We start from the raw sequence: 4,309 nt of genomic DNA on the forward strand, positions 1-4,309 counted from the left end.
ACCGTGTCACGCTCGGGTTCACCGACCGCGGCATCGAAAGCCTCAAGGAACTCAGCCTCGATCAGAAGCGGTGAGCGTCGCCAAAACCCCGGCCCGCACCAACCGCGGCCTTGGCCGGATGGGTACGGCCTGCCAGCCGGTGGCCTCGGCAATCTGGGTGACGGTGGCGCCTTCCGGCCGGCGCAGCAGGGCGAGGACCTGCTGCTGCTTGGTGCCCTCGCGCGGCTTGCGCGCGCCTGCGGTGCGCGGTGCCAGGGTGGGCTTGACCAGGATGGCGCGGAGGGCGGCGATGGCTTCTGGCAGGGCAGCATGCCCGCCGGCCTCGGTCGTCCCAGGCGGCGAGGGCACGGTGGGCGGCATCGCGCAGGCTGGTGCGCGGGGAGGGTGCCGTGGAAGGCTGCTGAGCGGCCTCCGTGCCGGTCGGTGCCGGAGCCGGAGAAGGCACCAGCGGCGCGCTACCGAGCTCCTGCGCCGCATCGGCGGGGACTATGTCGGCCGCCGCCTGTCCGACGCCTTCCTCGGCCTCGTTCGTCGCAGCAGTGTCGACCGTCACCGCGCCGATGGCGGCGATCCCCGCCTCGGTGATGCGCGGCGCGGGCCGGGTGCCGTCCTCCTGGTGCCAGCGCAAGCCGGCGAACTCATCCGGCGCCTCCCACTCCTCGACGTAGCCCTGCTTGAGCAGGTTGTTCAGCACCGCCCGGGCGGCGGCGATGGGCAGCTTGTCGGGCGGCACGGCCAGCCGCAGCGGGTGCTGCGCGGCCCCGGCAAGGATGCGGCGGGCAGTGTCAGAGAGGGCCATGTCGGGGCTCCAGGTGCAGCACCCGAGGAGCCGGGTGCTACGAGCCCGAGCCTCGCCGAGGGGTTGGTCGGGGCAGTGCGCAGGCGTGTGCCGCGGCGCATGGCCGATCATTCGCTCTGCGTCGGCCGCAAGCCGAGCAGATAGTCGGGTGACCGTCTTGCTTTCTTTGAGCGCCTTATCGGTGGCACGGTCACGCCGTGACCGCCTCCAATTCGACCCCACCCATCGACCGCGCTCCGCTGCTTGAAGTGGAATGGACTTGGCTTGGAGACCAAGTGGTATCTCCCAAGATTGCGGCTTAGGCGAACATGAAATCCGGTGCGTCGATCCTACCGGCGGCGCCGATGACTATCAGCGTATTGCCAGCATAACCGACCACCGCGTTCGTACCGATGGCGGTAATGGCGAACACGCCGATATCGTGGAGGCCGAGCGTCGCCAGGGCACGCACATCGATCAGGTCACTGCCATCCTGCTAGTCGAAGATTGTGTCGCTGCCTCAGCCGGTAATCAGCACGAAGACATCCGCGCCGTTGCCGCCGAACAGCCCATCATTCCCGGCAGCGCCGGTGATGGTATCAGCGCCGGCCTCGCCCACCAGCGTGTCTTTGCCGGCATTGCCGGCGATGCTGTCGGCGCCCTCGCCGCCCCAAAGCGTATCGTTGTCGCCGCCTCCCGACAGGGTGTCGCCACCAGCATTGACAGAGACCTGGATCGGCGTCGCGGTGGAGGACGAGACGCTGTCGTTGCCGGCCCTGGCCAAGAGCCATTCGACATGGATGGCGCCGAGGTCGGCCGTGAAAGCGGCGTCGGTGCCCATGTACAAGATGTCGTAGCCGTTGCCGCCGTCCACCGTGTCGGCCGTATCGGCATAGATGCGGTCGTTGCCGTCACCGCCGATGATCGAATCCGCGCAGCCCTCGCCGATCAGCCCGTCGTCGCCGGCGCCGCCCACCAGGGTGTCGGCGCCGCTGCCGGCGAAAATGAGGTCGGCGGCGCTGCCGTCGGCCAGCAGGTCGTTTCCTCCGCCGGCATAGAGCTCGACCCTGGTGGTGGTGCGGGAGCCATCCAGTGTGTCGGCGCCGGCGACGAAATCGGTGATCCATTCGAAGCTGGTGGCGGCCAGGTTGATGGCCATGCCGGTGCCGCCGATGATGTAGGCAGCGTCGAAGCCGGAGCCGCCGCTGAGGCTGTCGCTGCTGTCGACATAAAGGCGGTCGTTGCCGCTGCCGCCGGAGACGCTGTCGTTGCTGCCGCTGGCGTAGAACTCGACTGTCTGGGTCTGGCCGGCACCGATGAAGGTGTCGTTTCCGAAGCCTGCGGTGACGTACTCGATGCTGGCAGTGTCGATGGCCAGGCTCTCCGGCGTGTCGTCGGCCATGTAGAGCAGGTCGCGCCCGGCGCCGCCGCTGATGCTGTCGCCGGCATGGGCGTAGATCGCATCGTCGCCGCCGCCACCGATCAGCGTGTCAAGGCCGCCGAGGCCGAGCAAGGTGTCGTTGAATTCACTGCCAATCAGAGCGTCAGGCTTGGAAGTATCGATCAGAAAGACCGGCTCAGCCGTGCCGTTGATCGTGACAACGATGGCCTTGTCTGCGCTGCCATCGAGCGAGGTGACGACCGGTGTGTCGGTGACATGCTGGGCGGCGGTAAGCGCCTGCACTGCGATGCTGCTGTTGGCCAAGGTATAGCCCCAGGCACCGGTGGTAGGGTTGAAGCTAAAGGTGCCACAGTCGCCGGCCAGCGAGGCGGGGGTCTAGAACACGGTTTGGCCGGCATCCGGATCAGTCACGGTCACAGTGCCTACGGCGGTGAGCGTGCCGTCCTCGGTCATCGTGCCGGCCACGGCGCCAGTGATGCTGGCGACGATGGCACCATTATACAGGGTCTTGATTAAGGTGTCGAAGACCCCGTTGGTGTCGCCAGCGACCAAGTTGCTGGCATTGCTCGCAAAGGCGATCTTGCTGCCGTACGACGAGAAAATCGGATTGCCGCTGGAGCTGTTGCCACCGCTGCTGACCAAATAAATCGCGCCGGCGGTCAGATACTTGACGAAGACATCGTAGACTCCGTTGGTATCGCCAGCGACCAAGTTTTTGGCAATACTGCGGAAAGCAATCTTGCTGCCGTCAGCTGAAAAGATTGGACTGTCACTGTAGCCATTGCTTTGGTCATTGGTGCGGCTGCTGACCAGGTTGACCACGACAGTGACTAGATCTTTGGCAAGACGTCATAGTCTCCGTTTATGTCGTTAGCAATTTAGTTGCTGAACTTGCTATAGAAGCCGATCTTGCTACCGTCTGGCGAAAAGATGGGGTTATCGGTGTAGTTGTTGGCTTGGCCATTACCGCCGCTGCTGATGAGGGTGACCGAACCTGTGGTTAGGTCTTTGACGAAGACGTCACTGACCCCGTTGGTGTCGCCGGCAACCAGGTTGCTGACTTCGCTATCGAAAGCGATCTTGCTGCCATCCGGCGAAAAGATGACAGAAAAGCTGCGCCATTGCCTTGGCCGTTGGCGCCAGTGCTGACGAGCGTCACTATGCCGGCAAGTTGATCGTCGTTGAGGATGGTCGCCGTCGCGGAAGCGGCTCCCAGGACCAGGCCGGGCGACGGGTTCGCCAGGGTGACCTGGAAGCCTTCGTTAGGCTCAACCGCTGCGTCACCGGCCACGTTTACCACGATGTTCTTTGTGGTCTCGCCGGCGGCGAAGGAGACGGTGCCCGCCGGCAAGACCCCGCCCAGGAAATCTGATGCGTTGGCAGGACTGGTGCTCGGCCCGCCAGTACCGTTGACATGCCACTGTACAGTTTGCATGACGATTGGAGCTACATCCAGGCTGATGATGAAAGCAAAAAGCGTTGCGCCCGAATTGCCTTCGCTTTGTGGGGGCGTGGCAGCCGCTAATACCAAGTCCCCGAGAGCGTGACGCGTTGAGGGTTTCCATTATAGTAACGTACTGATTGAACATGGCGATCGGGGAAGTTTGCCATGCCCATCCCACTCTGGACCGATTTCGCCTCGGGCGGGCTGCGCGCTGCAGCGCGGCAGACGAAGGATGCGGCCCAAGCTCGTCGCCTGCTGGCGCTAGCGGCGATCTACGACGGGGCATCACGCGGTAAGGCCGCCCGGATCGGCGGGGTGACGCTGCAGATCGTGCGAGATTGGGTGCTGCGGTACCATGCCTCGGGCCCGGCCGGGCTGGTCGACCGCAAGGCGCCGGGCCAGGCGGCACGGCTGAACGACGTACACCGGACTGCCCTACAACGACGCTGGAGAGCGGTCCGATCCCGGCCATCCATGGGGTGGTGCGCTGTCGGCTGGTCGACCTCTGCCAGTGGCTGTGGGAGGAATACCGGGTCACGGTGGCCGAGCAAACCATGACCGCGAGGTGCGGGCGCTGGGCTATCGCAAGCTCTCGGCCCGGCCACGCCATCACGCACAGGCGGAAGGCGCCATCGAGAATTCTAAAAAACCTTCCCCACCCGCCTGGAGGAAGTCGCGCGCGAGA

General features: G+C 65.0%; 6 protein-coding genes. 1 reads left to right on the top strand and 5 read right to left on the bottom strand.

Features of this window, described 5'->3' with window-relative positions; translation table 11 throughout:
- Nucleotides 1–51: 51 nt before the first annotated feature.
- From ACFQS7_RS30600 to ACFQS7_RS30620, 5 genes are all read right to left on the bottom strand, one after another.
- Nucleotides 52–477, bottom strand: a complete 426-nt coding sequence (locus tag ACFQS7_RS30600; protein WP_380070925.1) for a DUF3489 domain-containing protein — start codon at nt 475–477, stop codon at nt 52–54.
- Between the two features lie 620 nt (nt 478–1,097).
- Nucleotides 1,098–1,250: a hypothetical protein gene (locus ACFQS7_RS30605; protein WP_380070926.1), complete on the bottom strand. Its 153-nt coding sequence runs from the start codon at nt 1,248–1,250 to the stop codon at nt 1,098–1,100.
- 48 nt (nt 1,251–1,298) lie between these two features.
- On the bottom strand, nt 1,299–2,543 hold the full coding sequence (locus tag ACFQS7_RS30610; RefSeq protein WP_380070930.1) for a VCBS domain-containing protein: 1,245 nt from the start codon (nt 2,541–2,543) through the stop codon (nt 1,299–1,301).
- Between the two features lie 12 nt (nt 2,544–2,555).
- Complete coding sequence (locus tag ACFQS7_RS30615; protein ID WP_380070927.1) at nt 2,556–3,002, bottom strand: hypothetical protein; 447 nt, start codon at nt 3,000–3,002, stop codon at nt 2,556–2,558.
- Between the two features lie 178 nt (nt 3,003–3,180).
- Complete coding sequence (locus tag ACFQS7_RS30620) at nt 3,181–3,711, bottom strand: Calx-beta domain-containing protein (RefSeq protein ID WP_380070928.1); 531 nt, start codon at nt 3,709–3,711, stop codon at nt 3,181–3,183.
- Between the two features lie 78 nt (nt 3,712–3,789).
- On the opposite strand from ACFQS7_RS30620, the gene ACFQS7_RS30625 reads away from it, so the two are divergent.
- Nucleotides 3,790–4,182, top strand: coding sequence for a transposase (locus ACFQS7_RS30625; protein WP_380070929.1), 393 nt, complete (start codon nt 3,790–3,792; stop codon nt 4,180–4,182).
- Nucleotides 4,183–4,309 lie beyond the last annotated feature (127 nt).

Origin of the sequence: Dankookia sp. GCM10030260 (assembly GCF_042666655.1) — a bacterium.
Taxonomy (GTDB): domain Bacteria; phylum Pseudomonadota; class Alphaproteobacteria; order Acetobacterales; family Acetobacteraceae; genus Paracraurococcus.

What these genes read in the sequence shown, in the direction of transcription:
- ACFQS7_RS30625 (WP_380070929.1), top strand. Translation starts at nt 3,790, where the DNA reads ATGCCCATCCCACTCTGGACCGATTTCGCCTCGGGCGGGCTGCGCGCT.
- ACFQS7_RS30600 (WP_380070925.1), bottom strand. Translation starts at nt 477, where the DNA reads ATGCGGCGCAGGAGCTCGGTAGCGCGCCGCTGGTGCCTTCTCCGGCTC.